This window comes from Streptomyces spectabilis (assembly GCF_008704795.1).
Taxonomy (GTDB): Bacteria; Actinomycetota; Actinomycetes; order Streptomycetales; family Streptomycetaceae; genus Streptomyces; species Streptomyces spectabilis.
The window spans coordinates 6003064-6027322 of sequence record NZ_CP023690.1 but is presented as its reverse complement, the minus strand read 5'-3'; the positions used below and the strand labels follow the sequence as shown (position 1 = coordinate 6027322).

General features: G+C 72.4%; 24 protein-coding genes. 13 read left to right on the top strand and 11 right to left on the bottom strand.

The annotated features are described in order from the left end of the window. Positions 1 to 28 precede the first annotated feature (28 nt). The 3 genes from CP982_RS26600 to CP982_RS26590 are packed head-to-tail and all read left to right on the top strand — an operon-like array spanning position 29 to position 4811. Entirely contained in the window at positions 29 to 2494 is a 2466-nt protein-coding gene (locus CP982_RS26600) for a tetratricopeptide repeat protein (RefSeq protein WP_150512793.1), read from the top strand. A 5-nt stretch (positions 2495 to 2499) separates the two neighbouring features. Continuing rightward, a complete protein-coding gene (locus tag CP982_RS26595; protein WP_150512792.1) occupies positions 2500 to 3795 on the top strand; it encodes a CHAT domain-containing protein in 1296 nt (431 codons plus the stop codon). Then, positions 3792 to 4811, top strand: a complete 1020-nt coding sequence (locus tag CP982_RS26590; protein WP_150512791.1) for an alpha/beta hydrolase family protein — start codon at positions 3792 to 3794, stop codon at positions 4809 to 4811. The genes CP982_RS26595 and CP982_RS26590 overlap by 4 nt, the downstream gene beginning before the upstream one ends. A gap of 23 nt (positions 4812 to 4834) precedes the next feature. Here the strand turns inward: CP982_RS26590 and CP982_RS26585 are convergent, their stop codons facing one another. Further along, entirely contained in the window at positions 4835 to 5074 is a 240-nt protein-coding gene (locus CP982_RS26585; RefSeq protein ID WP_150512790.1) for a hypothetical protein, read from the bottom strand. Next, on the bottom strand, positions 5075 to 5956 hold the full coding sequence (gene mca / locus CP982_RS26580) for a mycothiol conjugate amidase Mca (RefSeq protein WP_150512789.1): 882 nt from the start codon (positions 5954 to 5956) through the stop codon (positions 5075 to 5077). It abuts the gene before it with no gap. A 122-nt stretch (positions 5957 to 6078) separates the two neighbouring features. Between mca and CP982_RS26575 the strand changes: the two genes are divergently transcribed. Together CP982_RS26575 and greA are read left to right on the top strand one after the other, a co-directional pair. Continuing rightward, positions 6079 to 6510 (top strand): DUF4307 domain-containing protein, encoded by a 432-nt coding sequence (locus CP982_RS26575; RefSeq protein WP_150512788.1) that lies wholly within the window; start codon positions 6079 to 6081, stop codon positions 6508 to 6510. A gap of 166 nt (positions 6511 to 6676) precedes the next feature. Continuing rightward, positions 6677 to 7174 carry a transcription elongation factor GreA gene (gene greA / locus CP982_RS26570; protein ID WP_144320664.1) on the top strand — a complete coding sequence of 166 codons (498 nt, stop codon included), beginning with the start codon at positions 6677 to 6679 and terminating at the stop codon, positions 7172 to 7174. Between the two features lie 76 nt (positions 7175 to 7250). Here greA and CP982_RS26565 read toward each other — a convergent pair whose 3' ends face one another. The 3 genes from CP982_RS26565 to ilvA form a co-directional block, all read right to left on the bottom strand. Next, positions 7251 to 8105 (bottom strand): ABC transporter permease, encoded by an 855-nt coding sequence (locus CP982_RS26565; protein ID WP_150512787.1) that lies wholly within the window; start codon positions 8103 to 8105, stop codon positions 7251 to 7253. Continuing rightward, on the bottom strand, positions 8102 to 9127 hold the full coding sequence (locus tag CP982_RS26560) for an ATP-binding cassette domain-containing protein (RefSeq protein ID WP_150512786.1): 1026 nt from the start codon (positions 9125 to 9127) through the stop codon (positions 8102 to 8104). The genes CP982_RS26565 and CP982_RS26560 overlap by 4 nt, the downstream gene beginning before the upstream one ends. Positions 9128 to 9309: 182 nt before the next feature. Beyond that, on the bottom strand, positions 9310 to 10539 hold the full coding sequence (gene ilvA / locus CP982_RS26555; protein ID WP_150512785.1) for a threonine ammonia-lyase: 1230 nt from the start codon (positions 10537 to 10539) through the stop codon (positions 9310 to 9312). Positions 10540 to 10684: 145 nt separating this feature from the next. On the opposite strand from ilvA, the gene CP982_RS26550 reads away from it, so the two are divergent. From CP982_RS26550 to CP982_RS42630, 3 genes are all read left to right on the top strand, one after another. After that, positions 10685 to 11197 (top strand): MarR family winged helix-turn-helix transcriptional regulator, encoded by a 513-nt coding sequence (locus tag CP982_RS26550; protein WP_150512784.1) that lies wholly within the window; start codon positions 10685 to 10687, stop codon positions 11195 to 11197. 238 nt (positions 11198 to 11435) lie between these two features. After that, entirely contained in the window at positions 11436 to 11924 is a 489-nt protein-coding gene (locus CP982_RS42635) for a sigma factor-like helix-turn-helix DNA-binding protein (protein WP_150512783.1), read from the top strand. Continuing rightward, positions 11921 to 12175: a hypothetical protein gene (locus tag CP982_RS42630; protein WP_150512782.1), complete on the top strand. Its 255-nt coding sequence runs from the start codon at positions 11921 to 11923 to the stop codon at positions 12173 to 12175. The genes CP982_RS42635 and CP982_RS42630 overlap by 4 nt, the downstream gene beginning before the upstream one ends. A gap of 38 nt (positions 12176 to 12213) precedes the next feature. Here CP982_RS42630 and CP982_RS26535 read toward each other — a convergent pair whose 3' ends face one another. After that, positions 12214 to 13368, bottom strand: coding sequence for a cystathionine gamma-synthase (locus CP982_RS26535; RefSeq protein WP_030668471.1), 1155 nt, complete (start codon positions 13366 to 13368; stop codon positions 12214 to 12216). 121 nt (positions 13369 to 13489) lie between these two features. On the opposite strand from CP982_RS26535, the gene CP982_RS26530 reads away from it, so the two are divergent. From CP982_RS26530 to CP982_RS26520, 3 genes are all read left to right on the top strand, one after another. Further along, positions 13490 to 14608 (top strand): hypothetical protein, encoded by a 1119-nt coding sequence (locus CP982_RS26530; protein WP_150512781.1) that lies wholly within the window; start codon positions 13490 to 13492, stop codon positions 14606 to 14608. A gap of 165 nt (positions 14609 to 14773) precedes the next feature. Then, positions 14774 to 15481, top strand: coding sequence for a peptide-methionine (S)-S-oxide reductase MsrA (msrA, locus tag CP982_RS26525; RefSeq protein ID WP_150512780.1), 708 nt, complete (start codon positions 14774 to 14776; stop codon positions 15479 to 15481). A 3-nt stretch (positions 15482 to 15484) separates the two neighbouring features. Continuing rightward, positions 15485 to 16279 (top strand): alpha/beta fold hydrolase, encoded by a 795-nt coding sequence (locus CP982_RS26520; RefSeq protein WP_150512779.1) that lies wholly within the window; start codon positions 15485 to 15487, stop codon positions 16277 to 16279. Positions 16280 to 16300: 21 nt separating this feature from the next. Here CP982_RS26520 and CP982_RS26515 read toward each other — a convergent pair whose 3' ends face one another. Then, positions 16301 to 16690 (bottom strand): VOC family protein, encoded by a 390-nt coding sequence (locus CP982_RS26515; RefSeq protein WP_150512778.1) that lies wholly within the window; start codon positions 16688 to 16690, stop codon positions 16301 to 16303. A 235-nt stretch (positions 16691 to 16925) separates the two neighbouring features. Further along, positions 16926 to 18011, bottom strand: coding sequence for an NAD(P)-dependent alcohol dehydrogenase (locus tag CP982_RS26510; RefSeq protein WP_150512777.1), 1086 nt, complete (start codon positions 18009 to 18011; stop codon positions 16926 to 16928). 128 nt (positions 18012 to 18139) lie between these two features. Here CP982_RS26510 and CP982_RS26505 point away from each other — a divergent pair, with 128 nt between their 5' ends. Beyond that, positions 18140 to 19027: a helix-turn-helix domain-containing protein gene (locus CP982_RS26505; RefSeq protein ID WP_150512776.1), complete on the top strand. Its 888-nt coding sequence runs from the start codon at positions 18140 to 18142 to the stop codon at positions 19025 to 19027. A gap of 16 nt (positions 19028 to 19043) precedes the next feature. On the opposite strand, the gene CP982_RS26500 is transcribed toward CP982_RS26505, so the two are convergent. Both CP982_RS26500 and CP982_RS26495 read right to left on the bottom strand, forming a co-directional pair. Beyond that, positions 19044 to 19841: a group II truncated hemoglobin gene (locus CP982_RS26500; protein WP_150512775.1), complete on the bottom strand. Its 798-nt coding sequence runs from the start codon at positions 19839 to 19841 to the stop codon at positions 19044 to 19046. Next, positions 19838 to 20263, bottom strand: a complete 426-nt coding sequence (locus CP982_RS26495; protein WP_150512774.1) for a winged helix-turn-helix transcriptional regulator — start codon at positions 20261 to 20263, stop codon at positions 19838 to 19840. The genes CP982_RS26500 and CP982_RS26495 overlap by 4 nt, the downstream gene beginning before the upstream one ends. Before the next feature lie 25 nt (positions 20264 to 20288). Here CP982_RS26495 and CP982_RS26490 point away from each other — a divergent pair, with 25 nt between their 5' ends. Continuing rightward, on the top strand, positions 20289 to 20693 hold the full coding sequence (locus CP982_RS26490; RefSeq protein ID WP_150512773.1) for a YybH family protein: 405 nt from the start codon (positions 20289 to 20291) through the stop codon (positions 20691 to 20693). A 63-nt stretch (positions 20694 to 20756) separates the two neighbouring features. On the opposite strand, the gene CP982_RS26485 is transcribed toward CP982_RS26490, so the two are convergent. Next, a complete protein-coding gene (locus tag CP982_RS26485) occupies positions 20757 to 24023 on the bottom strand; it encodes a S8 family peptidase (protein WP_150515716.1) in 3267 nt (1088 codons plus the stop codon). Positions 24024 to 24259: the final 236 nt, after the last annotated feature.

The window sequence follows — 24259 nt, the reverse complement described above, 5'->3', positions numbered from 1 at the left end:
CGTCGGGGGCGGCTGAGGGGGTGGTGCGATGGGCGGCTGGGTGCCGGACGCGCGCGGCCCGTTTCCGGGGCCGCGGCGCGAGAAGGACCTGCCCACGCCGGCGCACGCCTTCCTGTGGCAGCTCTGGGAGCCCGGTCTGCTGGAGTTGTACGGGCCCCAGCCGCTGCACACGTCGGCGGTCGCGGCCCGACTCGCACGGTTCGCCCGGGACGCGGAGTCGCGGTGGCGGTCCGATCCCGTGTGGCTGGCCGTGGGGCCGACCGACGCGGTGGCGCCGGAGCGACTGCTGCTGCGGCTGCTCGAACAGACCGAGAGGGAGGACCCGCCGGACGATGATCCGGCGGCGGACCACCTTTCCCCCTTCCGGGCCGCCCAGCCCCAGGCGCTGGCCGACGCGCTGCCCGGCCGGTGCCGTGCCCGCCTCGCGCGGCGGCGGTGGACGGTGGTGCTTGACGGCGTGCCCGACGGCAAGCGGGGAGACGAACTGCTGATCCTCGCCGAACAACTCGTCATGGACACCGAGTCCCGCGTCGTCGCCGTCACGCACCGCCCCCACGTCCTGCCCGGGAGACGCTGGTTGCGGAGCGAGGTGGCGGCGACCGCCCCCGCCGTACCGGACAAGCCGCTCGGACCCGCCGCACTCAACATCTTCATCGCCGTGGAGAACTGGGAGGGTGACGAGTTCGACGCGTCGGTGGCCGGTGCGCTCTGCGCGGGCACGCCGATGACGGACCGGCAGCGCGACGCGGCGCTGCGGGTGCTGACCGCGCACGGGGTGCTCCAGCAGACGCGGCCGGGCTGGTACCGGTTCACCGGCCGCCGGGGCCCGCGCGGCGGACCGGAGAAGGACCAGGCGCTTGCCCGGGCCGTGCTCGACGGCACCGCGGACCCGCGCCCCGCAGTCGACGCGTACGTCGATCTGGCGGTACGGCTCCTGGACCGCGGCGCCCCGGAGGGAGCGGACCTCCTGGAACGCCTGGAACCCCAACTGATCACCGAGCAGGGCCTCTTCCGGCTCCTGCGGGCCAAGCAGACCCTGTGGCGCGCGACCGGCGACTGGAAGCCGCTGTGCGTCACTGCGGCCGTGGCCGTCCGGGAGACGGGCGCACCCCAACGGGCCCTGGAAGCCCTGGAGCGGCTCAGCGCCCCGCGCGCCGTCCGGGAAATCGCCGTCACCCTGCGCTACTTGGGCGAACTGCCCTTCGCCTCGGGCGCGCTCGACGCCTTCGAGGCGTCCGACCCCGCCCCCGCCACCGCACCGGACGGCTGGATCCTGCACACGCGGGCCGCGATCCAGTGCGACCAGGGGCGGCTGAAGGGCGCGGACCGGCTGCTCCGGCGGGCGGTGGAGGCCCACCAGGTGCGCGGGGACGTGCGCGGCGAGGCCTGGGCCGTGCACCACTACGGCCGTCTGCGGCTGCTGCGCGGCGACGTGGAGGAGGCCCGCAAGGTCCTGGAGGACGCCCGGGACAGGTTCGACGGACTCGGCGACCTCCAGGGCGAGGCCTGGACCGCGACCGAGCTGGGCAAGGCTGCCCTGGTGCGCGGCGACGTCATGGAAGCCGTCGAGGCCCTGGGCCGGGCGGCCGGGCTGCACCACGCGAACGGGGACGTGCGGGGCAGGTCCTGGACCGAGCTGTACCTGGGCATCGCCCGCGCGGTCTCGGGCGGCCCGGAGGAGGCCGGGCCGCCGCTCGGCCGGGCGCACCGCGGGTTCCATGGCGTCTCCGACCGGCTGGGCCAGGCGTGGGCCGACCACTGTCTCGGGGCCCTGCCGACGACCCTCGCCAGGGACCGGCTTGCGGCAGGCGCGAAACTGTCCTCGGCGCTGTCGGAGTTCCGGAGGGCTGAGTGCCCCCACGGAGCGGCGTGGACGCTCCTGGAACAGGCCGCGCCGTGGCGGAACCTCTGGGACGCCGCGCACGGGAAGCACGACCAGGCCCTGCGCGTCTTCGAGAGCATCGACGACCCGTCCGGGCTGCTCTGGAGCGGAACCTGGGGGTCGGGCCACGTCGCGACCGGCCGCATCCCCCTCACCGCCCGCCTCACCCTCCCCGAACCCCACGCGGACTTCGACCACGCCGCCCTGTCGCCCGCCACGCACGCGCGCGTCCGGCTCACCCTCCTCGACGACCGATCCACCGCCGGGACGGCCTCCCGGATCGCGCTGCGGGTGCTGCCCGGCCCCGCGCACCCCTGGTCGGAGCGGACCGCCGCCGCGCTCCCCTGGCTCACCGTCCGCGCCACCCCGCTCTCCGGCGCCGACGTGGAGCCCGCGCACGCGGTGACGCTGCGGCCCTCGCCCCGCGAGGCGGACGCCGCCGAGTTCCTGTTCACGCCCCGGCGCGCGGGCCGGCACCGGCTGCTCTTCACCGTCGAGCACCTGGCGACGGCGACCGTGCTCCAGGAGGTCGAGACGTACATCGACGTCGTCGAGGGCGACGGCGGAGGACCCCGCTCCGGGCACGCCCCCGAAGCCCTGCGGAGGTCCTGAGTCCCATGGCCCACGACCTCCCCGTCCACGTCACGCAGGACCCCAGCCACGGCTATACGCGGCTGCCCCGGGGCGTCATCCGCCGCCCCGACCTCGTCGTCGGCTTCGAGGGGCGGCGCGAGGACGAGCCGATGACCGCCCGGATGTACGGGCCCGCCGTGCCGTCGCTCAGCGGCTCCGAGCACACGGTGACGCTGCGGGTGCGGCCCGGCGAGGTGCGGGCCGTGGCGGCACGCCTGCGGCAGGTGTGGAGGGACGAGTTCGTGGCGCTGCGGCCGGTGGGCGCGGACGGCCTTCCGCGCGGCGCGCCCTTCCCGTACGCGAGCCGCGTCGACCTCACCGGGGAGCCCGCGGCCGAGCTGCGCGCCGCCCTCGACCGGCTCGCCCTGTACGGCGCGCAGTTGCTGTTCGACGTGCTGCTCGGCGGCGAGGACGAGGCCCTGAAGCTGTTCCGCGACTTCCTCGCGGACGCGCTGAGCCGTGACGTGCCGCTCCGCGTGCGCTTCCACTCCGACCTGTTCCTGCCGTGGCCCATGATGTGTCTGCCCGCCGCCGCGTCCGGGGAGCCGGAGGACCCGTCCCTGGCAGGGGTCTTCGCCCGCTTCCTCGGCTATCGGCACCAGATCGAGCAGACCGGCGGCGACGCCTACGCGTGCGTGGCCGACGACCGCGATCCGCCGCCGCGCACGGCCCCCGTCGTCAGCCTCAACCACGACACCGCCGTGGACGCGGCGGGCCTGACCCGGGCCGCCGAGGTCGCGGCCGCGCTGGCCGCGGGCGGTGACCTGGTGGAGCGCACCACCCGGGAGGAGCTCGAGCGCGCCCTGCGCGACCGGTCCCTGGACGAGCAGCTGATGTACTTCTGGTGCCACGGCCACTTCGCCGCGTCCGGCGACGAGGCGCCGTACCTCGTCCTGAAGCTGTCCGACCAGCTCGCCATCGACGGCTACACGCTGCGCGCCCACCGCCCGCCCCCGCGCTCCTGCGTGCCGTTCCGCCCCTTCGTACTGCTCAACGCCTGCTACGCGGGCCTGCCGGGCAACGCCGATCTGGCCTATCTGGGCCGGGCCCTGTTCGAGGCGGGCGCGTGCGGGGTGCTCGGGCCGCAGATCGAGATGCCGCAGCGGTTCGCCGCCGAGTACGCGCTGGCGTTCGTCACCCGCTATCTGACCGGCGAGGAGACCGCGGGCGCGATAGCCCACGCCCTGACCCGGCACTTCGCCGACACCTGGCACAACCCCCTGGGCCTCGCGTACGCGCTGCACAGCGGCATGGACAGCAGGCTGGAGCGGACCGCGTGACGACGGCCGGGGACGCCACGGACGACGGGGGCGCCGTCGTCGACCTCGACGAGCGCGGCTGGCCGCTGCGGGCCACGCGCGACGGGCCGCGGCCGGTGCCGCCGCCCGGCCTCCTCGACCACTTCGCCGCACGGCTCACCCCGCCTTCGTGGGCGACGGACGTCGTCGTGTACGTCCACGGGTGGCAGACCTCGCGCACGTCGTCCCGGCAGGCCGTGGCCGAACTCCTCGGCCTGGTGGAGCGACAGCTCGCGCGGCGGCCGGGGCTGTACCCGCGACTCGGCGGGGCGGGCGGCGGGGGCTTCGCACCCTGGCCGGTGCTCGTCCGCTGGCCCTCCCGTTCGCTGCCGTCCCTCGGCGGCTACCGCCGCATCCGGGACCGCGCGCACGCCATGAGCACGCAAGGGCACGCGGCCCACGTCGTCGGGCAGCTGCTCGGCTATCTGGACGCCCGGCGCGGCGACCCGCGCCGCGCACCGGTGCTCGCCGGCCGGGGCGGCCAGCGGCTGCACCTCGTCGGGCACTCCTTCGGCTGCCGCCTCCTGTGCGAGGCGGTGCAGTGGGCGGCCGCGCCGCCGGGCGGCACGCTCGGCTGGAGCACGCCCGCGCCGCCGGGGCGGCCGTTCACCGTGGACTCGATGCTGCTGTTCCAGATGGCCGCGCCGCGCGACGCCTTCGCCACGACGTTCACCCGGCTCGCCGGGGCACCGCTGCGCGGCCCGGTCGTGGCGACGTACGCGCAGGGCGACCGGGCCACCGGTTTCTGGCACCTGCGGGCCGAGAAGCGGGCGGGCATCGGGCACGCGGGCATCGGCACGGCGCCCGCGCCCGTCTCCGGCATCCGGATGCGGGGCACGGACGACGCCTATCCGCTCGCGGTCCTCGACCACCGGTTCGTCAGCGTCGACGCGAGCCACGTGTTCGTGCGCGGGCGCGGACCTGCGGGCGCGCACTCCGACCATCTGCGGCCGGAGTCCGCGCACCTGCTGCTGTCACTGGCGGACCACTCGCGCTGAGGCCCGCCGCCCGCCTTGCGGGGTCAGCCCCGCTCGGCCTTGGCATCGGCGGCGTCGGCCGACTCGCGGGACGCCCCGGCCGGGTCCGGCGCCTCCTTGAAGTCGACCTTGCTCATGTGCCGGTTCATCGACTTCATCAGCCGCCACACGGCAAGGGCCATCACCGCGAAGACGATGAACCCGAGGACCCCGGGGGTCACCTTGTTCTCGTCCACCTCCTTGGCGAGGGGGACGAGATGCGTCATTGCCAGGCTTGCGCTCATTTAGGCATTGTCGCGGATGCCCGCGAAGAGGTCGTCCTCGGGGAGGGAGGTATCGACGAGGGACTTCGCCAGCTCGTACTCCTCCGTGGGCCAGACCTCCTTCTGGACGTCCATCGGGACCCGGAACCAGCCGCCGTCGGGGTCGATCTGCGTCGCGTGCGCGATCAGCGCCTTGTCGCGGATCTCATAGAACTCCGCGCACGGCACGTGCGTGGTGAGCGTGCGCTCGACCCGCTCGAACTCGTCCCAGCGCTTCAGCCACTCCCCGTACGGGGACTCCAGGCCGCGGTCCAGCATCGCCTGGTGCAGGGCCTCGGTGCGGGGGCGGTTGAAGCCCTGGTTGTAGTAGAGCTTCCGCGGCGTGAAGACGGGACCGAACTCGCTCTCCGGGTACTTCTCCGCGTCCGCCGCGCCGTCGAAGGCCACCATCGAGATCTTGTGGGTCATGATGTGGTCCGGGTGCGGATACCCGCCGTTCTCGTCGTACGTGGTGATGACCTGCGGGCGGAACGAGCGGATCTGCTTCACCAGCTCGCCCGCCGCCTTGTCCACGTCCTCCAGGGCGAAGCAGCCCTCCGGCAGCGGCGGCAGCGGGTCGCCCTCGGGCAGACCCGAGTCCACGAAGCCCAGCCACTCCTGCTTGACGCCGAGGATCTCGCGGGCCTCGTCCATCTCCTTCTTGCGGACCTCGTGGATGTGCTCCTGGATGTACGTGTCGCCCTGGAGCTTGGGGTTGAGGATGTCGCCGCGCTCCCCGCCCGTGCACGTCACCACGAGCACGTCCACCCCTTCGGACACGTACTTGGCCATCGTGGCCGCGCCCTTGCTCGACTCGTCGTCGGGGTGGGCGTGAACGGCCATCAGTCGCAGCTGCTCAGTCAAGACTCGATCCTCGATGAATAGGGCGCCCTCGGTCATCCACTGCAATGGGCGGCTTCTATAGTGACGGAATCGGGGGACGGAAAATTCCGGCACCCCTGTCCCGTGTCCAGTGGAGGACGAGCATGACCGCGGTCAGCGGCCGTGACACCAGCGGCACCGCCGCCCGGCCCCCCGAGGGCCGCTACGGCTCCGCCCTCACCGCCGACCAGCGCGCCGACCGCAAGCTCAAGGCCGTGGGCGCGGTCCTCGGCGTCCTGCTGCTCGGCGTCGTCGGCTGGTTCGGCTACGACGCCCTCGCGGGTTCGAAGATCAGCGCCGAGATCATCAAGTGGGACTCCGTCTCGGCCAAGACCGTCGAGGTCCACCTGGAAGTGCGCAAGGACGCGGGCGCGAAGGGGTACTGCACGCTGCGCGCGCAGGCCGAGAGCGGGGCCGAGGTGGGCCGTGCCGACTTCCGCTTCGACCAGAGCCGGGACCGCATCGACAAGACGGTCACCCTCCGCACCACGGAACGCGCCACGAGCGCGTCCCTGGTCTCCTGCCACACGGACTGACCCGCGCCCCGCTCCCGGGCGGCTGCCCGCGCTGACGTGGTTCTGATGCCGTATGTCCTCCCCTTACGGCAGCGAAATTGTTAGGCTCGTGGTTTCGCCCACCCATGAGGGAACATCCTTCTGGGTAGGGCGATGCTTTGTATTCAAGGACCTACGAGGAGCACCTGTGACCCAGACCAGCGAGAACGTCACCTGGCTGACCCAGGAGGCGTACGACAAGCTCAAGGAAGAGCTTGAGTACCTGTCTGGTCCCGCGCGCACCGAGATCGCAACCAAGATCGCGGCGGCGCGTGAGGAGGGCGACCTGCGCGAGAACGGCGGGTACCACGCGGCCAAGGAGGAGCAGGGCAAGCAGGAGCTCCGCGTCCGCCAGCTGACGCAGCTCCTGGAGCACGCCAAGGTCGGTGAGGCGCCCGCCGAGTCCGGTGTCGTCGCCCCCGGCATGGTGGTCACGATCGCCTTCGACGGCGACGAGGACGACACCGTGACCTTCCTCCTCGCCTCCCGCGAGTACGCGAGCAACGACATCGAGACGTACTCGCCGCAGTCCCCGCTCGGCTCCGGCGTGAGCGGCAAGAAGATCGGCGAGGACGCCCAGTACGAGCTGCCGAACGGCAAGCTCGCCTCGGTCAAGATCCTGGAGGCCAAGCCCTACCAGGGCTGAGCCCGCCCCGACGCCCTGGAAGCCCCCGGCACGCGCCTCGTGCCGGGGGCTTCGCCGTGCGCGGGGCGCGAGCCGGTCAGGACGTCGCCGTGCGGTACTTGCGGACCGCGAGTGTCCGGAAGACCAGGATGATCAGCACAGACCACAGCACCGATGCCAACACCGGATGCTGCATGGGCCAGGCCTCCGGCACTGGATAGCCCGCCGGGAGGTTCCCGAAGAGTTCGCGGCACGCCTGGACGGTAGCGCTGAACGGGTTCCACTCAGCGATATGCCGCAGGAAGGTGGGCATGTTCTCCGCCGGGACGAACGCGTTCGAGATGAACGTCAACGGGAAGAGCCAGATCAGGCCGCCGGACGTGGCTGCCTCCGGGGTGCGGACCGACAGACCGATCAGGGCGCCGATCCAGGTGAAGGCGTACCCGGACAGGAGCAGCAGGCCGAAGGCGGCGAGTGCCTTGGGGAAGCCCTCGTGGATCCGCCAGCCGACGATGAGGGCGACCACGGCGAGGACCAGCAGGGTCAGCGCGGTCTGCACCAGGTCGGCGATGGTGCGGCCGGTGAGGACGGCGCCGCGCGCCATGGGCAGCGAGCGGAAGCGGTCGATCAGGCCCTTGTGCATGTCCTCGGCGATGCCCGCGCCCGCCCCCGCGGTGGCGAAGGTGACGGTCTGCGCGAAGATGCCCGCCATCAGGAACTCGCGGTACCCGCCAGGGCTCAGGCCCGCACCGGGGACGTTGATCGATCCCCCGAAGACATAGCTGAAGAGGACGACGAACATCACCGGCTGGATCAGGCCGAAGAGAATGATCTCGGGGATCCGGCTCATGCGGATCAGATTCCGCTTGGCGACGACGAGGGAGTCGCGGACGGAGGCGCTCAGGCCGCCCGCGGGCCTGGCTGCGGGTGCGGTGTCGCTGAGGGCGCTCACTGGTCGGCCTCCTTCTTGCGCTTGTCCTTGGCGCCCGCCCGGGACTTCTCGGGGGCGGTGTCCGTGCCGTTGCCCTCGTCGACCTCGGCGATGTGGCCGGTCAGGGAGATGAAGACGTCGTCGAGGGTGGGGCGGCGCAGGCCGATGTCGTCGATCTCGATGCCGCGGGCGTCGAGCTCGCGGATGACCTCGGCGAGCAGCTTGGCGCCGCCGGTGACGGGCACGGTCAGCTTGCGGGTGTGCTGGTCGACGGTGGTCTCGCCCTTGCCGAAGCCGGTGAGGACGTCGCTCGCGACGGCGATGTGGTCGCGCTCGTGCACGACGACCTCGACGCGCTCGCCGCCGGTCTGGGCCTTGAGCTGGTCGGCGGTGCCGCGGGCGATGACCCGGCCGTGGTCGATGACGCAGATGTCGTGCGCCAGGTGGTCGGCCTCCTCCAGATACTGCGTGGTCAGAAGGAGGGTCGTGCCGCCCGCGACGAGCTCTTGGATGACTTCCCACAGGGCTTGGCGGTTGCGCGGGTCGAGGCCGGTCGTCGGCTCGTCCATGAACATCACCGGCGGTGAGACGACGAGCGCCGCGGCGAGGTCGAGTCGGCGGCGCATGCCGCCCGAATACGTCTTGGAGGGGCGGTCGGCCGCGTCGCTCAGATTGAACCGCTCGAGCAGCTCGCCCGCCCGGGCCTTGGCCTGCTTGGTCGGCATCTGATAGAGCTGACCGACCATCTGGAGATTCTCGCGGCCCGTCAAGTACTCGTCGACGGCGGCGAATTGACCGGAGAGTCCGATCGATCGCCGCACCTCGTTCGGATGCTTCAGTACGTCGATTCCGGCGACGACCGCTCTGCCGCTGTCGGGGGTCAGCAGGGTGGTGAGACAGCGGACCGCCGTCGTCTTTCCCGCGCCGTTCGGCCCGAGGAGGCCGAGCACGGTGCCTTCCGGGACATCCAGATCGACGCCGTCCAGAGCCTTTACGTCGCCGAAGGTCTTCACCAGACCTTCGGCGTAGATGGCGCCTGGCATAGGGGTCTCCCATAGTTTGGGTCGGTACCTAGCGAAAAGCCTAGATTCGCCGGACCTCGCTCGCCCGGCGGCCAGTGGAGTGGGTCACACCCTAACGCGATGTATCGCGTTTTCTCAACCGGTTCGGGCAAGCCTGTGGAAAACCCCGGCCCCCGGCCGGGGCCGCGCTCGGCCCGGGTCCGTCAGTCCAGGACCGTGTAGCCCGCGTCCCGCAGCACCGCGCCCACCTCGGCGCAGTGCTCGGGCCCCTTCGTCTCCAGGTGCAGCTCCACCTCGACCTCGGTGAGCCCCAGCCGGGGATCGGTGCGGACGTGGCTCACGTCGAGGACGTTGGCGTCCACCACGGTCAGCGCGCCGAGCAGCGAGGCCAGGGCCCCGGGGCGGTCCGGCAGGCGCAGGCGCAGCGACAGGTAGCGGCCCGCGGCGGCCATGCCGTGGCGCAGGATGCGCTGCATCAGGAGCGGGTCCACGTTGCCGCCGGACAGCAGGGCGACGACGGGTCCCTCGAAGGCGTGCGGGTCGCTCAGGAGCGCCGCGACCGTGCTGGCGCCCGCGGGTTCGACGACCATCTTGGCCCGCTCCAGACACAGCAGCAGGGCGCTGGAGAGGGCGTCCTCGGAGACGGTGACGATGTCGTCGACGAGCTCCTCGACGAGCCGGAACGGCACGTCGCCGGGGCGGCCCACCTTGATGCCGTCCGCCATGGTCATCGGGTTGCCGATGGACACCGGCCGGCCCGCCGCGAGCGAGGGCGGGTACGCGGCGGCCCCCGCCGCCTGCACGCCGACGAGCCGCACGTCGGGACGGAGCGCCTTGACGGCCACGGCGATGCCCGCGGCGAGCCCGCCGCCGCCCACGCCGATGAGCAGCGTGCGCAGTTCGGGGCACTGCTCCAGGACCTCAAGGCCCACGGTGCCCTGCCCGGCGACGATGTCCGGGTGGTCGAAGGGGTGGATGAAGACGGCTCCGGTGGCGTCCGCGTACTCCTGCGCCGCGGCCAGCGTCTCGTCGACGACCTGGCCCTCCATGCGCACCTCCGCGCCGTAGTCGCGGGTCGCCGCGACCTTCGGCAGCGGGGCGCCGACCGGCATGAACACCGTCGAGCGCACCCCGAGCAGCGAGGAGGCGAGGGCCACGCCCTGGGCGTGGTTGCCCGCGCTGGCCGCGACGACGCCCGCCGCGCGCTCCTCGGGCAGCAGACCGGCGATGCGCACATAGGCGCCGCGCAGCTTGAAGGAGCCGGTCCGCTGGAGGTTCTCGCACTTCAGATGGACGGGGGCGCCGACGAGCCCGGACAGGTACCTGCTGCCTTCCATGGGCGTGACCCGGGCGACGCCGCCCAGCATCTTCTGGGCGCCGCGCACGTCGTCCAGGGTCACGTCGGGCAAGGAGCGTGTCGTGCGGTAGCTCATGACTGCAGTCTCGCAGTTCACGCCAGTCTCCTCGCGGCCTGACCAAGCGGCGAGACGGGTTTGCGCAGCGCCGGTACGGGTAGCGCCCGGACCCCGTACCCTGTCCCCCAACCCACCACCCTTCCCATGAAGTGAGCCCACGGCCATGCCCACAACTCCGGACATGACGACCGCCAGCGATCCCGGCCTCCTCGACACGCTCCAACACCAAGTAGCGGTGTTCGCGCGGCGTGCCGAGCAGACCCGTCTTGGCGGCGTCGGACAGGTCCGCAACTCCATGGACCGAGCCGCGTACCTCCTGCTCAACCGTCTCGACAAGGAAGGCCCGATGGGCGTCAAGGCGCTCGCGGCGAGCATGGGCATCGACTCCTCGACCGTGACCCGCCAGGTCGCGCCGCTCGTCGACACCGGCCTGGTCAAGCGCACCTCGCACCCCGAGGACGGGCGCGCGGTCGTCCTGCAGCTGTCGCCGCGCGGCCAGGCGCGTTTGGACGAGGTGCGGTCCTCGCGCCGTGAGCTCATGGCCGAGCTCACGCAGGACTGGACGCCCGAGGAGCGCACCGGCTTCACCGCGCTGCTCACCCGCTTCAACACCGCGCTCTCCGCGCGGCAGAGCTCCCAGGCGGTGCCCGACGCGGTGCCGCAGACCGACTCCTGAGCCCGGGGCCGCGGTACGCCGACCACCGCGGCCCCGGCCCTCGCACGGGAGTGCGCGGACGCGCGCCGTCAGTGCGGCGCCCGCCCGGCACCGCCCGTACGAGGGCCTGGCTCAGGACGACACGTTCCACCCCCGGCCGCCCGAGCGCGCGGTTCCGCTCGTGCCGGGCTCTTGACCTGGGCACCCCGCCTGGCCTCAGATGAAACCGGTCCCCCTACGCCGACCGGCGGGAGGCGCGGTGCGAGAGCGGCAGGCCGCCCAACAGGCCCGTCGCGCCCGGGAGTTCCAGGCGTTCGTCGCGGGCGCGGCAGGGCGCCTTCTGCATGCCGCCACGCTGCTCACCGGCGAGCCGCCGGACGCCAACCCCCGCGCGCGGGCCCTGCTCACCCGCGCGCTCGCCGCGACGTACGCCTCCTGGGACCGCATGCGCGGCGAGGATCCCTACGACCGCACCCGTACGCACGTGGCCGTCCACTACGCGCGCGGCGCCTGGTGGCGCTACCGCGGCCAGGGCGGGCTGCTCGCCCGGCTGTCCCCCCTGGAGCGGCTGGTTCTCGTCCTGCGTCTCTACGAAGGCGTCGCCGAGGAGCAGGCCGCGGCGCTGCTCGGGCTGCCGCCGGAGCGCGTACGGACCGTGTGCGCCCGTGCCGTGGCGACGGTCCTGCACCCGCCGCGGGGGCCCGCTCCCGCGGTGCCGCCCGCCCTGGGGGAGGCGACCTGGTCATGAGCCAGCAGGAGCGCCGCGAGGCGGCCGTACGCCGGCTCCTGGACGCGGGTGCGCCCGCGTCCGTGCCGCCCGACCTGCACGCGGACGCGGTGCGGCGCGGCTCGCGCGCGCTCAGGCGCCGCACCGCCGGGCGGCGCCTGCTGTGGCTGCTGTTGCTCGCGGCCGCGGTGGCGTTCTCCGTGTGGGCCGCGACGGCGCAGCCGTGGGTGGAGCCGCCGTCGCGGACGACGCCGCCGCTCACGCGCTGGTAGCCCGCGAGCGGCGGCGCGGACTGTCCGGCCGACCGGACTTAGCCCAGGGCCTGCTTGAGGTCCGCGAGGAGGTCGTCGACGGCCTCGATGCCCACTGACAGGCGCACCAGGTCGGCCGGGACCTCCAGGGCCGAGCCCGCCACGGAGGCGTGCGTCATGCGGCCGGGGTGCTCGATGAGGGACTCCACGCCGCCGAGGGACTCGCCGAGCGTGAACAGACGGGCCCGGTTGCAGACCTCCACGGCCGCTTCCTCGCCGCCCTCGACCTGGAACGACACCATGCCGCCGAAGGCCTTCATCTGCTTGGCGGCGATCTCGTGGCCGGGGTGCGAGTCCAGGCCCGGGTAGAAGACGTTGGTCACGCGCGCGTGGCTGGTCAGCATCTCGGCGACGCGGGTCGCGTTCTCGCTGTGCCGGTCCATGCGGACGGCGAGCGTCTTGACGCCGCGCAGCACCAGCCAGGAGTCGAACGGTCCGGCGACCGCGCCCATCGCGTTCTGGTGGTACGCGAGCTCCTCACCCAGGGCGTCGTCGTTGACGATCAGGGCGCCGCCCACGACGTCCGAGTGGCCGCCCATGTACTTCGTCATCGAGTGCACGACGACGTCCGCGCCGAGGGCGAGCGGCTGCTGCAGATAAGGGCTGGCGAAGGTGTTGTCCACGACCAGGCGGGCGCCCGCCTCGTGGGCGATCTGCGCGACGGCGGCGATGTCCGTGATGCCGAGCAGCGGGTTGGACGGGGTCTCGACCCAGACGGCCTTCGTCTTGGGCGTGAGGGCGGCTCGTACGGACGCCGGGTCCGAGGTGTCCGCGACGGACCACTCCACGCCCCACCGCGCGACGACCTTCGCGAAGAGGCGGAACGTACCGCCGTACGCGTCGTTGGGGATGACCACGTGGTCGCCGGGGGCGAGCAGCGTACGCAGCAGGCAGTCCTCGGCGGCGAGGCCGGAGGCGAAGGCGAGACCGCGGCGGCCGTTCTCCAGGGCGGCGAGGTTCTCCTCGAGCGCCGTGCGGGTGGGGTTGGCGCTGCGGCTGTACTCGTAGCCGCCGCGCAGTCCGCCGACTCCGTCCTGCTTGTACGTGGACACCTGGTAGATGGGCGGGACGACCGCGCCGGTGAGCGGGTCGGCGGTGTTGCCCGCGTGGATGGCTACGGTCTCGAAGCTCTGGCTGCTGTGCGAGTCACTCATGCGGCCTGAGCGTAATGCGGGACGGCTGCGGGGGCCGTACGGGGCGGTCACCACGAGCGGTTTGGCCTGCGCGGACGGTCAGGTTGGCCAATTGTCACAGGCGTCTGGTTCGCTTGGAGGCATGGAGATTCTCTGGGTCCTGATGGCAGTGGTCATGATCGGGGCGGTGCTCGGGCCGATCCTGCTGCGCAGGCGCGCCGGGATCCGCCAGGTGCACCCCGGCGCCCCGGACGCGGCGGACCCGGCGAACTACGGCTTCGCGCGCCAGGAGGACCTGGACATCCGCATGCCGGGCCCGGACGCCGACCTGGTCGAGGTGCTCGACCTGGTGCAGCGCACCCAGGACTGGCGCGGCGCGTCCCAGCTCCTCGCCGGGACCGAGGTGCACGGCGAGCGGCGCTGGCAGCGCGTGCAGGCCTTCGCGGGCGCCGCGTCCCTGGAGCTGCGGCAGCGGCCCGGCGGGGTCAGCGACACCCCGGGCGGCCAGTGGCTGCGGGTGTGGCGCGCGGAGGCCGAGAAGGACGCGGGCGGCGCGGCGGTGCACGCGGAGTTCCTGGTGCAGCAGGCCTGGCGCACCTCGACACCGGGGACGGACGAGTTCCGGATCATCCTGGAGGAGGCCAGGGCGGCCTGCGGCCAGGCGGCGCTGCTCTCCCCCGGCGACCCGGTCCCGTACGTCATCGAGCTGTCGATCGCCCGCGGACTCGCCTATGAGCGCGCGGAGTTCGAACAGCTGTGGCTGAAGATCCTGGACCGCGCGCCCGCGCACATGGGGGCGCATCTGGCGGCGCTGCACTACTGGTGCGAGAAGTGGCACGGCACCCGCGAGGAGGCCTTCTCCTTCGCCGAGGCCGCGGCCGCCCGCGCCCCCGGTGGCTCGCTGCTCTCCGCGCTCCCCCTCTTCGCGGTGTACGAGCACCTCCCCGAGGTCAACATGGTGCGCGGTTTCTACCAGAGCGAGGTCGTGACCAAGGCCGTCGAGGGCGCCCAGTTCGCGGTGCACTCGGCCCGTCCCGACGACCCGATGCTGGCCCACGTCCGGCACCTCCTGGTCTTCTTCCTGGTCCGCGGCGAGCGCTGGGGCGAGGCGATGGACCAGCTGGTGCGCGTCGACGGCCACGTGGGGGCGCTGCCCTGGACCCTGTCGGCGGACCCCGCGGCGGACTACGCGGTCTACCGCGCCCTGGCCGTCGCGGGCTATGAGGCCAATGGCGGCAGCCCGGCGACGCTGCGGCACTAGCCGCTTCGCGGGAGTGCCGCGACAGGCCGTCGATCGTCTGCGAGCCCGCTGTGGCTGGTCGCGCAGTTCCCCGCGCCCCTTCGGGCGCTCCCGCTGTCGGCCCAGGAATTCCCCGTCGCCCCCAGGCGTTGAGCATCACGCCGACACCTGCTCCAGGAGGACCCGATGATCTTCGGCCGCACCCCCGTGCTCCCGACTCCCGAGGAGGCCCTGAAGGGCCGCGAGACCCCCGAGTTCGAGGTCCCCTCCCGTCACACCGTCCTCGGCACCGCGCTCCAGGGCCCGTATCCCGAGGGCCTTGAGGTGGCGGACTTCGCGCTCGGCTGCTTCTGGGGCGCGGAGCGCAAGTTCTGGCAGACGGACGGCGTCTGGACGACCCTCGTCGGCTACCAGGGCGGATACACGAAGAATCCGGCGTACGAAGAGGTCTGCTCCGGCCTGACCGGCCACACCGAAGTGGTCCGCGTCGTCTTCGACCCCTCCAAGGTCACCTACGCCGAGCTCCTGAAGGTCTTCTGGGAGTCGCACAACCCGACGCAGGGCTTCCGCCAGGGCAATGACGTGGGCACGCAGTACCGCTCGGCGATCTACACCCACTCCCCCGTCCAGGAGGAGACGGCCACCGCGTCCCGCGAGGCCTATCAGCAGGTCCTCACGGCCGCGGGCCTCGGCACGATCACCACGACGGTCCTGCCCGCCGAAGACCGCGCCTTCTGGCCCGCCGAGCCCTACCACCAGCAGTACCTGGACAAGAACCCCGACGGGTACTGCGGCATTGGCGGCACCGGCGTCGAGCTGAGCAGCCCGTCCGAGACGAACTGGGGCCGTGCCTGCCCCACGGGCATCGCCCCCGCGCCGGAAGCCGCGCAGTAGGTCATGCCCCTCGCCTTCGCCGACGACGGCACCGGCCTCGCGTACGAGCTGAGGGGCTCCGGTGAGCCCCTCGTCCTGTTGAGCGGGCAGTCCAACAGCCGGCGGTGGTGGGACCCCGTCGTGGCGGACTTCGCCGCCGCGTTCACCGTGGTGACGCTCGACTGGCGCGGGACCGGCGAGAGCGACCGGCCGGACACGGACGCGTACAGCACGCGCGGGTTCGCCGACGATGTGGCGGCCGTCCTCGCGGACGCCGGCATCGAGCGGGCGCATGTGTACGGGACGTCGATGGGCGGCCGGGTCGCGCAGTGGCTCGCCGCCGACCGGCCGGACCTGGTGGACCGGCTCGTCCTCGGCTGCACGTCGCCGGGGGCGCCGCACGGCGTGGAGCGCGGGCCCGAGGTCCGGCGCGCGCTGACGCAGCCGGACCAGGAGGCGGCGGCGCGCGCCCTTCGGGAGCTGATGTACACACCCGCGTGGCTGGCGGCGCAGCGGGCGGCCGGGCGGACGCGGTTCCACACCCTGGGGGACCCCTCGATGCCCGCGCACGCCCGGCGGCGTCATCTGCGGGCCAGCGCCCGGCACGACGCGTGGGACGCGCTGCTCCGGATCAAGGCGCCGACCCTCGTGGTGCACGGCAGCGACGACGCCTTCAATCCGGCGGCCAACGCCCCGCTGCTCGCGGAGCGGATCGCGGACGCCCGGATGCGGTGGGTCCCGGGCGCCCGGCACGCGTACTTCGAGGAGTTCGCGGACGTGGCCACGCCCCTGGTCCTGGGGTTCCTGCGCGGGGAGTGACCCGCGCGCGGGCGCCCCGGCTCAGGCGTCCCCGGCTCCGTACGGCTTGGTGATGATCTCCAGCTTGTGGCCGTTGGGGTCGTCCCAGTAGAGCCCGCGGCCGCCGTCGTTCGTGTTGATCTCGTTCTTCCGCGTGTGGTACGGGTCCGCCCAGTAGGTGAGGCCCCGCTCCTTGATGCGGCTGAAGATCGCGTCGAACTCGCCATCGGAGACCATGAACGCGTAGTGCTGCGACACGAGCGGGTCGCCGTCGCCCTCGTAGTAGTCGAGCGTGACGCCGTTGGGGATCTCCACGGGGATGAACGGGCCGTACTGGGGGCCGACTTCGAGCCCCAGGATGTCCGCGAGGAACCGTGCGGACGCCTTCTTGTCCTCGGCTTGGACGATGGTGTGGTTCAGCTCGATGCTCATCGTGCGGACCTCCTCCGGTGCCTGTCGTGCTGACACCCGGAACGCTACGGCCGGGCCCTCACTCCGGGCATCGGCCACCAGGTCCCGCGCTGCTGCGCCATGCGCCCTAGGGCCAGGGGACCAGGGGGCCTCGCGGGGCGCCCCAGGCCCGCTCCTCAAACGCCGGAGGGGCTGGATCTTCCAGCCCGTCCGGCGTTTGAGGACGAGGCGCGGAGCGCCGAAAAGCGGCGCCCACTCAGATCGTGGCCGCGTCGATGACGAAGCGGTAGCGGACGTCGCTCGCCAGGATCCGCTCGTAGGCCTCGTTGATGCGGTCGGCGCCGATCAGCTCGATCTCCGCGCCCAGGCCGTGCGCGGCGCAGAAGTCCAGCATCTCCTGGGTCTCCGCGATGCCGCCGATGGCTGAGCCCGCGAGGGTCTTGCGCTGGAGCATGAGCGAGAAGACGTTGAGGGACACGGGCTCCTCGGGTGCGCCCACGTTCACCAGGGCGCCGTCCGTCTTCAGCAGGCCCAGGTACCTGTCGAAGGGCAGCGGCGCCGAGACCGTGGACACGATCAGGTCGAAGGCGCCCGCGAGCTGCTCGAACGTGGCGTCGTCGCCGGTCGCGTAGTAGTGGTCGGCGCCGAGCCGGAGCCCGTCGTCCTTCTTGCGCAGGGTCTGCGACAGGACGGTCACCTCGGCGCCCATCGCGTGCGCGATCTTGACGGCCATGTGGCCGAGGCCGCCGAGCCCGACGATCGCGACCTTCTTGCCGGGGCCCGCGTTCCAGTGCGCGAGCGGGGAGTACGTGGTGATGCCCGCGCACAGCAGCGGCGCGGCCACGTCCAGGGAGAGGCCGTCGGGGATGCGCAGGGTGAAGGCCTCGTCGACGACGATCTGCCGGGAGTAGCCGCCGTAGGTGGGCTCACCGCTCTTGTCGAGCGCGTTGTACGTCTGGACGTTGCCCTTGACGCAGTACTGCTCAAGGCCCGCCCGGCAGGCGTCGCACGTGCGGCAGGAGTCGACCATGCAGCCGACGCCGACGCGGTCGCCGACCCGGAACTTGGTGACGCCGGGGCCGACCTCGGCGACGACGCCCGCGATCTCGTGTCCCGGCACCATCGGGAAGATGCCCTCGCCCCAGCCGTCACGGGCCTGGTGGATGTCGGAGTGACAGATTCCGGCGTACTTGATGTCGATCAGCACGTCGTGCTCGCCGACGGGGCGGCGCGGGACGGTGGTGCGCTCCAGGGGCGCGGAGGCCGCGGGGGCGGCGTAGGCCGGTACGTGCCCGGCCGGGGCGTTGCGGGTGGTGGTGGGGGAGGTCGTCTGTGCGGTCATGCCATCGAGCCTGGCAGCGGGGCGGGCGGTCACCCAGCCCTCCGTTGTGCCTACGCACCGTGTGCGTACCACTGGTGGTATCAGGCTCAGGAGCGTACGAACGGCGGCACGCCGGAATACTGGAAGGCATGGACGTGAACGCCGCCGCCCCCGAGGGCCTCGACCGCAGGGCCGAGCTGAGCGAGTTCCTGCGCACCCGCAGGGCCCGGCTCCAGCCGCAGGACGTCGGCCTGACCGGCTACGGCAGGCACCGGCGGGTCCCGGGCCTGCGCCGCGAGGAGCTGGCGCAGCTCGCGGGCGTCTCGGTGGCGTACTACACACGCCTTGAGCAGGGCAACGGACGCAATGTCTCGGCGGAGGTCCTCGACTCCATCGCGCGGGCCCTGCGGCTGAGCAACGCGGAGCACGCGCACCTCACGCACCTCGCGAAGCCCACGGCGCACAAGAAGAAGCGGGTCGCGCCGACGCAGACGCTGCGGCCCGCGCTCCAGCACCTCCTCGACGCCATGGAGACCGTCCCGGCGTACGTCGGCGGGCGCCGCTCCGACATCCTCGGCTGGAACCGCATGGCGACCGCCGTGTTCGGCGACTGGGGCGCCCTGCCGCGCGAGCAGCGGAACTGGGCCCGGCTCGTCTTCCTCGACCCCGCCGTGCGGGAGCTGTTCGCGGACACGTGGGACCAGAAGACGTCGGACATGGTCAGCTTCCTGCGGATGGACGCGGGCTGCTATCCGAACGACCCGCAGCTGTCGGCCCTGGTCGGGGAGCTGTCCGTGAAGAGCGAGACGTTCCGGAAGCTGTGGGCGGCGCACGACGTGCGGGAGAAGGGGCACGGGGTCAAGCAGCTGCGGCACCCGCTGGTCGGCGAGCTCACCCTCTCGTACGAGACGATGCGGCTCGACGACGACGCGGAGCAGTACCTGGTCACGTACCACGCCGAGCCCGGCTCCCCCTCCGCCGAGGCCCTCCGCCTCCTGGCCAGCTGGAGTGCGGAGTCCCCGGCGGGGGTTCGCTGACGGCTCTTCGGGGCCGTCACGGCTGGTACGGCGGGGCCGCGCCCCAGGTCCAGGTGGGGACGGGCTGGTCGGCGGGGCGGGTGGCCTCGGGGCCCGAGAAGGAGACGGCGAGGCGCGTGCCCCACTCCACGTACGCCACGAACGCCGAGCGGAACTCCGCGTCGGTCGGCAGGCCCGCCTCGTCCGCCGCGTCCTGCATGAGGTTCACCCAGCGGCGCCGCTGGGGCTCGGTGATGCCCTTGCCGAGGTGCTTGGAGACCATGTGGCCGTGCGCGCCCGAGCCGTCGGGCCCGCCGTGGTCGCGGGAGTACGCCGCCGGGCCGCCGAAGACCTCGCCGAGCCACTGCGCGACGTGCGCCGCGTGCTCGGGCGCGAGGCCCGCGAAGACCGGGGCGAGCAGGTCGTCCGCGAGGACCTTCTCGTAGAAGACCTCCGTGAGCCGCACGAAGCGCTCCGCACCGCCCGCCCACGCGTACAGCGTCGGCGTCGAGGCGCCGGAGCCGCGCACCGAGGTCGGCGTGTAGTGCCGCATCTCCTCGATGTTCTCGACGTACGGGCGGACGTGCGCGAAGAAGTCCCGGAAGTGCTCGGAGGAGCGGAAGCCCTCCAGGTGGTCCTTCGTGGAGGTCCAGGTGATGCGCAGGACGAAGTGCTCGAAATCCTCCTCGCAGCGGGCGAGTTCGTAGTCCACGCACTGCGGCGCCGCGGCCAGCGGCACGGCCGCGCGGGTGTACGCGGACAGGAACTCGGCGGCGCGCTCGGCGGGCACGCGGTAGCGGATGTACTCGACGGTGTGGGCGGGGCTCGCGCTCATGGCGTGTCGGCTTCCTCTTCCGGGACGTCAAGGGCGGCGGCCGCGCCCCAGTCCCAGAGGGCCTGGAGCACCGGACCCAGCTCCCTGCCGTGCGGGGTGAGTCGATAGGTGACGGCGGGCGGCCAGCCGGGCGTACGCGTGCGCCGGACCACTCCGGCGGCGGTGAGCTGCGCCAGCCGCTCCGCAAGTACCTTGTCGGACAACTCCGGGAGCGCGGCGGCGAGTTCGCTGTACGCGTACACGTCACCCGCGAGCAACTCGCGCACCACGAGCGTGGTCCAGCGGCCCCGCAGCGCCGCGAGCGTGACCTCCACGGGGCAGCCGGGGCTGGGCGCCGTGACCCGGGCGCGCGGGTCGTCGGGAAGTCCCGGCCGTCCCGCGCGGACGCCCTGACCTGCCTGACTTACCGTTCGGTGAGTCACGAGGACGCCTCCTACCGTGTCGCGCATGACCGAGCCGAGCACCCCCATCCTGCCCCCGTCCCCCCTGCCGACGCGCGCCGAGGACGTGCCCGCCGCGTTCGCCGCGCGCTTCAACAGCGGCGACCCGAACGCGGTCCGCGAGCTGTACGAGCCGCGCGCCGCGTTCGTACCGGAGTCCGGCGTGCCGGTGCACGGGGACGCCGCGATCGCCGCGCAGAACGCCCCGTTCCTGGCCCTCGGCCTGCCCATCGCCGTCCGCACCCGACAGGTGTACGTCGCAGGTGACGGCGATGTCGCGCTGCTCGTCGTGGACTGGGAGATCGGCGGCAAGGTGCGCTCGACGGCCACGGACGTAGCACGGCGCGGCGCCGACGGATACTGGCGATATGTGATCGACAGTCCGTTCGGCGCCGCGCCTCAAAGCGACTAGCGACTAGCGACTAGCGACTAGCGACTAGCTCACGTACTCAAGTGACCGGGCCAAGCAGCCGGCTCACTTGCCGTAGTACGCGTTGTAGATCGACAGCGACGACTTGTTGCCCTTCTTGTCGCTGACCTTGGCGTGGAAGGAGATGCCCTTGCCCGCGGCCGGGTTCTTCACCGAGATCTTGCCGTTCTTGACCTCGACGGGCTCCCAGTTGCGGCCGTAGTCGTAGCTGACCCAGACGGCGAGGGACTTGAGGTTGGCCCCGGCCGCCGCGCCCTGCACCGTCACCGGCACGGACTGCTTCTTGTCGGCGGGCGCCCGGCTGTCGAGGCCGACCTCGGCGTCGAAGCGCACGCCGGAGACGGGCAGCTTCGTGCGGGCCGTGGTCTTCTTCGAGCGGAAGGAGTAGCTCGCGTCGATCCGCGTGGAGGCCGCGGCCACGGCCACGCTCCGCTTGACGGACGTCGACAGCTGGTACTGGGCGTCGCCCGCGGGCACCTTGAAGGGGGCCTCGCCGGTCAGCGGGTCGGTGTTCTCACCGATCTGCGTGCCGTTGTGCTTCAGGGTGGTCTTCACCGACGTGTACACGGAACCGCCCGCGTGCGTCTGGCCGTCGGCGAACAGCGGCAGGGCGCCGGAGATCGCGTTGCCCTTGCGGAAGACGCCGTAGTCGCCGCCGATCCGCGGCCCGAAGACGGCCGTGTTGAACTTCTTGGCGTACGTCTTGCCCGCCGTGAAGGTCTGCGGCGCGCCGAGCGTGTACCCGGCGTCGACGATCGGCCAGCCGTCGTCGCCCACGCCGCCGCGCTGCTCGAACTCCAGGGTCCACTTGACCTTATCGCCGGTGGACACGTACAGGGTGCGCGTGCTCGGCGCCTTCTGCGGCACGCTGACGCCGGCACTCAGGCCGCTGCCGGGCAGATAGCCGAACGCGGAGACCGTGGCCGTCTTCCCGCTCGACGAGGCGCCGAGGCCGACCTTCACGGTGGCGAGGTCGGACTCCTTGTAGTGCTTGGTGTAGCCGGTGGCGAACTGCTTGACCTTGCCGCCCGACACGACGTCGTACTCGCTCTTGTCGCCCTTGGACCAGCGCGCGTCCCAGCTCTGCCGCAGCGAGCCGTCGCTGACGGCCGGGCCGAGGTGCGCGGTGCGGAAGCCCGCGTAGGAGTCGAGGAACCAGCCCGACGCGAAGTCGACGGCGTCGTTCTGGATGCCGTAGAGCGGCAGCGCGAGCTCGGACTTCGCGTCGGCCGCGGGCACCGTGACGTCGACGGGCTTCGCCTTGCCGGCGTCCACCGTCACCGTCGTGTCCTTGGTGACGTTCAGCTTCGGCTGGACGACCCAGTCGATGCCCTTGGAGGCGTCCTCCGGGTCGACGAAGACGCTCGCGTCCAGGGCGTAACCGCCCTTGGGCACGCGGACCTTGGCGGTGCCGGACGGGTCGTAGACCTGGAAGTCCTGGTCGGCGGTGGACCCGGAGGTGCCGAACAGGGCCGAGCTGTAGGCCGTGGCGGGCTGCCCGTCGCGGCCGACGTGCTTCACCGTCACGTCGTACGACTCGACCTCGCGGTTGACCGCGGCGGCCGTGCGCACCGACTGGCCGCCGCCGCTGGCGGTCACGTACGCGGAGTACGCGCCGTCGAGGGTGCCGCCCAGCTTCGTGTCGCTGGTCAGGTCGACCGAGGCGGTGCCGCCCGCGGGGACGGTGACCTTCTTGGCGGCGAGCTTGAAGAAGCCGGAGGGCGCCGGGTTGCCCTTGGGGTCGGCCGTCGTGAGGGCCAGGTCGAGGGTGACCTCGCCGCTGCCGAGGTTCCGGTACGTGACCTTCTTGGTGACCGGCTTGTCGTCGGTGTGCGGCCACGCCTGCGTGCCGAAGCTCACCGACACCGGGTCGGCGATCACGGACTGCTTGATGGCGCCGTCCACGGCGATCCGGCCCGAACCCTGCTGGAACGGCGTGTACTTGCCGGGCTTGGTGGACGCGGTGAGCGCGCCCTTCAGCTCGGTGTACTTCCAGTTCGGGTGCTGCTGCTTGAGCAGCGCGGCGGCGCCCGCGGCGTGCGGCGTCGCCATCGAGGTGCCGGAGATCGTCAGATAGCCCTCCGGCTTCTGCCCGACCTCCTTCTCGATCTGGCTGCCCGGGGCCGCGGCGGCGGTGATGTCCACGCCCGGCGCCGTCACGTCCGGCTTGATGGCGCCGTCGCCGACGCGCGGGCCCTGGCTGGAGAACTCCGCGAGCTTGTCGTTGTCGTCGACCGCGCCGACGGTGAGGGCCGCGTCCGCGCTGCCCGGCGAGCCGACCGAGGCGGGCGCCCCGTCGTTGCCCGCGGCGATCGCGAAGAGGATGCCCTTGTCCTCGGAGACCTTGTTGACGGCGGCCTCCAGCGGGTCCACGCCGGGCGTGTCACCGCCGCCGAGGCTCAGGTTCACCACGTCGGCGCCCTCGGCGGCCGCCCACTCGATGCCCGCGATGATCCCGGAGTCGTCGCCGGAGCCCTCGTCGCCGAGGACCTTGCCGTTGAGGACCTTCGCGCCCGGGGCGACGCCCTTGTAGGCGCTGTTCTTGGTGCCGGTGCCCGCGGCGATGGACGCGACGTGCGTGCCGTGGCCGACGCGGTCCTTGCTGTCGGGCGACGGGGTGAAGTTCTTCTCCCCGACGACCTGTTCCTTGAGGTCGGGGTGGGTGGCGTCCACGCCGGTGTCCAGGACGGCGATCTTCACGCCCTTGCCGTCGTACCCGGCCTGCCAGGCCTTGGGGGCGCCGATCTGCTTGACGCTCTTGTCGAGGCTCGCCCTGCGGGTGCCGTCGAGCCAGACGCGGCTGATGCCGGACGCGGTGGTGCGGGCCGCGCCGCGCTCCGCGGTGAGCGCGTCCCAGAGCTTCGCGGCGTCGCGCTTCGGGGTCTGCACGGCGTCGGCGTTGAGGGTCTTCAGGGAGTGGCGGAGCTTGGTGCCGCCCGCGTCCCGCACGTCGGCCTTGGCCGCCGCGGCCGCGCCCTTGTAGGCGACGATGACCTTCAGGCCCTGCTTCTGGGCCGCGCGGCTGCTCTTCTTGCTCAGCTCGGTGACGTCGAAGAGCCGCTGGTCGAGCTTGCCGTCGGCTATCAGCCGCTGGGCGTCGGCCGGTACGACGAGGGTGTGCCCGTCGGTGCGGGTGGTGCGCACGGGTATGTGCGTACGCCCCTTCGCGGGGTCGAACGCGGTGACGCGCCCCTTGGCGTCGACCGTGACGCGGTCCCCGGTGAGGAGCGTGATGTGGTGTTTCACCGGCGCCTTGACGCCGCCGTGCTCAACTGCGGCGGAGCCGGGGCCCGCCTGGGCCGGGCTGGTCATGCCCGCGGCAAGGGCCACGGCCGCCGCGGCCGCGATGGTGGCCGCGCCCGCGCGACGCGCGGTGACCGGTCGTCTCGCCTTCTTCACTTGTCTGAGCAAGTTTCCCCCTCAAAGGTGAAAGCTCTGAGTCACGCAGTATGTCGAGGGGGACGATATCCGTTCAACTATGCGACGGAAGTGAATAGTTGAGGTTGTTGGCCGGTTCAACATGGCCGCGCAACGCCGCGGACACGGAA

Bases quoted from the DNA above. Each gene is read 5' to 3' on its own strand.
- CP982_RS26600 (WP_150512793.1), top strand. From the start codon at position 29: ATGGGCGGCTGGGTGCCGGACGCGCGCGGCCCGTTTCCGGGGCCGCGG.
- CP982_RS26595 (WP_150512792.1), top strand. From the start codon at position 2,500: ATGGCCCACGACCTCCCCGTCCACGTCACGCAGGACCCCAGCCACGGC.
- CP982_RS26585 (WP_150512790.1), bottom strand. From the start codon at position 5,074: ATGAGCGCAAGCCTGGCAATGACGCATCTCGTCCCCCTCGCCAAGGAG.
- CP982_RS26575 (WP_150512788.1), top strand. From the start codon at position 6,079: ATGACCGCGGTCAGCGGCCGTGACACCAGCGGCACCGCCGCCCGGCCC.
- CP982_RS26560 (WP_150512786.1), bottom strand. From the start codon at position 9,127: ATGCCAGGCGCCATCTACGCCGAAGGTCTGGTGAAGACCTTCGGCGAC.
- ilvA (WP_150512785.1), bottom strand. From the start codon at position 10,539: ATGAGCTACCGCACGACACGCTCCTTGCCCGACGTGACCCTGGACGAC.
- CP982_RS26550 (WP_150512784.1), top strand. From the start codon at position 10,685: ATGCCCACAACTCCGGACATGACGACCGCCAGCGATCCCGGCCTCCTC.
- CP982_RS42630 (WP_150512782.1), top strand. From the start codon at position 11,921: ATGAGCCAGCAGGAGCGCCGCGAGGCGGCCGTACGCCGGCTCCTGGAC.
- CP982_RS26535 (WP_030668471.1), bottom strand. From the start codon at position 13,368: ATGAGTGACTCGCACAGCAGCCAGAGCTTCGAGACCGTAGCCATCCAC.
- CP982_RS26530 (WP_150512781.1), top strand. From the start codon at position 13,490: ATGGAGATTCTCTGGGTCCTGATGGCAGTGGTCATGATCGGGGCGGTG.
- msrA (WP_150512780.1), top strand. From the start codon at position 14,774: ATGATCTTCGGCCGCACCCCCGTGCTCCCGACTCCCGAGGAGGCCCTG.
- CP982_RS26520 (WP_150512779.1), top strand. From the start codon at position 15,485: ATGCCCCTCGCCTTCGCCGACGACGGCACCGGCCTCGCGTACGAGCTG.
- CP982_RS26515 (WP_150512778.1), bottom strand. From the start codon at position 16,690: ATGAGCATCGAGCTGAACCACACCATCGTCCAAGCCGAGGACAAGAAG.
- CP982_RS26510 (WP_150512777.1), bottom strand. From the start codon at position 18,011: ATGACCGCACAGACGACCTCCCCCACCACCACCCGCAACGCCCCGGCC.
- CP982_RS26505 (WP_150512776.1), top strand. From the start codon at position 18,140: ATGGACGTGAACGCCGCCGCCCCCGAGGGCCTCGACCGCAGGGCCGAG.
- CP982_RS26500 (WP_150512775.1), bottom strand. From the start codon at position 19,841: ATGAGCGCGAGCCCCGCCCACACCGTCGAGTACATCCGCTACCGCGTG.
- CP982_RS26490 (WP_150512773.1), top strand. From the start codon at position 20,289: ATGACCGAGCCGAGCACCCCCATCCTGCCCCCGTCCCCCCTGCCGACG.
- CP982_RS26485 (WP_150515716.1), bottom strand. From the start codon at position 24,023: ATGACCAGCCCGGCCCAGGCGGGCCCCGGCTCCGCCGCAGTTGAGCAC.